Genomic DNA, 3083 nt, shown 5'->3' with positions numbered 1-3083 from the left:
GAGGAGAAACTCCCAGTGCAGGGTCCAGCCCTCCACCCAGAAGGCGGTCCAGAACTGCCGTCGGTAGGGACGGTAGCGCTCCTGGAAGAACGACTGCATGTAGTGGCCAGGGATCAGCTCGTGGTGCACCGTGGCGCGAGCAAAGTGCTTGTTGTTGCCCCGCTGGCTCATCTGCTTGAAGTCGTGCTCCATGGAGTCTGTGGGGTAAGAGACTAAGATCGTCTCGCCGCCCAGAAAGAATGGGTTGACGCGCTGCATCTCAGGCGACATCATGATCATCCGCCAGCCATCACGGGCAATTTCAGGGACGGTCAAGAGCTCGTTGTCTTCCACAAAGGCAATCGCCTCGCGAGTGAGATCACGGATCAGCGCCACTTGCTCACCGGGCTTGCAGTGGTCTTGCTTAGCCGCCTCAATCGCCGCCCGTCCGTTGGGAAGCCCTAGCTCCTGCGCCGCTCTCTCTAGCTCCTGCAGACACCACTGACGATCGGCGTCGGCTTTGGCGATCAGCTCCTCCGGGGTGTAGGGAATAAAGCTCGCGCGTAGCTCGGCGATCAGCGCCGCACGCCCCACGGGGTCGCCGATAATGGCGTCGCTATCCGAGGGCTTGAGAGTGGTAGCGTACTCTGCCAGAGCTTTCTCTAGTTTCTCGTACGGCACGCGGCACCACCAGCCAACCAGGGGATCGTAGCCGCCGTAGAAGGTCCACCAGTTTTTGAGAGTCTCCAGAACGCTCTCCGTCGCCTTTGCCGCCCGCAGCCCAAGCGTCTGTTTTAGGTCTTCTGGCTTCGACGGAATCGACTGTAGGGCCACATCAAGCACCCCAGCTGCTGCTTCTGCATCGATGGCTTCGTGGTTACGACGGGCATCATCGAGCGCTGTGAGGGGCAGGACAAAGGGCACGAGCTCGGAAATCTCCTCGAACTCCGCCTTGCTCCGCTGGAGCCGCTCAATCTCACGGGTGAGGAGGTTGCGAAAGAGGAGCCAGTCGAGGCGATCTGGGCGCGTGAACTCGTCGAAAGGCAGTGTATTGAGAGCATTTTGCCAAGTCTCGAAATAGTCCGTGAGTTTTTCGAAGCGAAGGGGTGAGTACACATTAGGGTAGCGCCGCTCGATGGCGGCGCGGTCTGAGGCAAAGCGTGCCAGGATCGCGGGCATACGGTCGGCGGGAGAGGCGAGAAGCTCGTCAAGGGGAATCATTGGAGGGATTATACCCGCCGCCCAATACGAGCCCCTTGGTAGGTTGCCGCCTCGACCGTCTGGGGGATATTCGCATCGCCAATCGTGTAGAGCTCCGTCACTTTTCCACGGAGCAGATCGGTTAAAGAATTGTCAGGAGTCGAGCCGACTGCGACAACGGCTAGATCTATATCGTCAAGCACGAGTTCCTCTGCGGTATCGACGTTGCGTAGGACAACACCATAAATGATACTAACGAGGTCAAATCCAGGGTAGAACTGGACATTTTGCTTCCGGAAGTGCTGTAAAAACTCATCCAACAGCATTGAATCACCCGTTCCCTGAATGCGGGGAAGGGACGTGACGAAGTGAACTTCTTTCCCTTGAGCCAAGAGGAAATCGCAGGCGGTGAGTGCTCGGTTGGTTCCCTCATTATCAAAAATGACAATACGCTGAGAGTAACGAGCACCTCCTTCTAGGACGTCTTGGACCGTCAGAGTTCCCGGCAGGTTATTTGGTTTTGAGCCAGTGGCGACAATCACGCAGTCTGGGTGGAGGGCGAGGATACTCTCGGGGGTAGCGTTGGTGCTGAGGCGCACATCCAGCTTGCTTGCCTGGCGCTGGTAGTACTGGGCGATTCGTGCCCAGGGCTTGCGGAGCGGCGACGAGGCGGCGAGGAGCACCTGACCTCCGATTGCTGCACTGCGCTCCAGCACGATCACCTCATGGCCGCGGGCGTGCGCGGTGAGCGCCGCTTCCATCCCAGCTGGCCCCGCGCCAACCACCACGACGCGCTTCTTTCGCTCCGCCAGGATCAGCTCCGACCAACCAGGAATCGCCTCGCGGCTGGTGAGTGGGTTGTAGACGCAGGTCATGCGATCCATCGCGCCGTGGCAGGACTGCAAACAGCGGGTGCAGTAGCGGATATCGTCGAGCCTGCCCTCCTGCGCTTTCTTGGCATGGTGCGGGTCGCAGATGTGGGCCTTGGTCATGCAGACCGCATCGAGCCAGCCCGCCGCAAGCGCATCCTCGGCCTGCTGCGCGGTGACAATTCGCCCCGCGTGGAGCAGCGGGAGCTTGGTCACTTTTCGCAGTTCTGCGGCCAGTGGGAGCCACTCGCCCTCGGGGCGGGGTGTGGGGCCATGGTGAAAACGGGCATCGCCGCCCGTTGTAATCACGTAGTCCACGAGGCCGTCGGCCTCCAAGCGCTGTACTAAGCCACGGTAGACCTCGGGCGTGTTGCCGCGTTGCTCCATGTCGTCGAGCTTGACACGCACGCCCAGCGGCAGGCTCTCGCCAATTGCCTTCCGCATCGCGATCAGAGTCTCTCGTAAGAAACGCTCGCCGCCTGCAAAGCCCCCGTACTCGTCTGTGCGCGTGTTCCACATCGGGTTGAGCATCTGCGAGTGCAGAAACGACTCATGTGCATGGAGCTCAAGTCCGTCCACATTGCCCGCTGCCGCTCGCCCTGCTGCCGCCGCGTGGGCTTCGATTAGCCCCTGAAGCTCTGTAATACTAGGCACTTTCCGGGGCGCACTCTTGCCACGCGGCCCCGTCGGGGGCGTGCTGGGAATCGGGCCAAAGATCGGGACTCCGGGCAGGGGATGAAATCCCGGATGGCAGAGCTGCGCAAAGACTTTCATCCCATGCCGGTGACCGGCGTCGGCCAAAGCGGCGTAGCGCGGGATGATCTCGTCGGAGACATTCTGCATCCACCCGGAGCCGGGCATGGGCGAGGTTGCCCCAATCACAAAGAGCCCCACGCCGCCCTTGGCACGCTCCTCGATATAGCTCTCAAACGCCGCCGAGGGAAGCCCGCCATCCACCCACCAACCCGCAAAGTGCCCACTGATCACGACGCGGTTCTTTATCGTGACGCCGCGAACGGTCCAGGGCGAGAAGAG

2 protein-coding genes are annotated in these 3083 nt (G+C 60.9%); both read right to left on the bottom strand.

Going from position 1 to position 3083, the window contains the following annotated elements; translation table 11 throughout:
* Positions 1-1200: DUF885 family protein (locus tag AC1XOS_RS21710; RefSeq protein ID WP_481964300.1), on the bottom strand; the 1200-nt coding region annotated here is incomplete at its 3' end.
* Positions 1201-1208: 8 nt separating this feature from the next.
* Positions 1209-3083, bottom strand: a 1875-nt coding sequence (locus AC1XOS_RS21705; RefSeq protein ID WP_481964299.1) for an oxidoreductase, incomplete at its 5' end; no start/stop codon positions are given.

The sequence above is a fragment of the Armatimonas sp. genome (assembly GCF_964826245.1).
The sequence above is the reverse complement of the archived record's forward strand: the minus strand, read 5'-3'. Positions and strand labels throughout refer to the sequence as shown.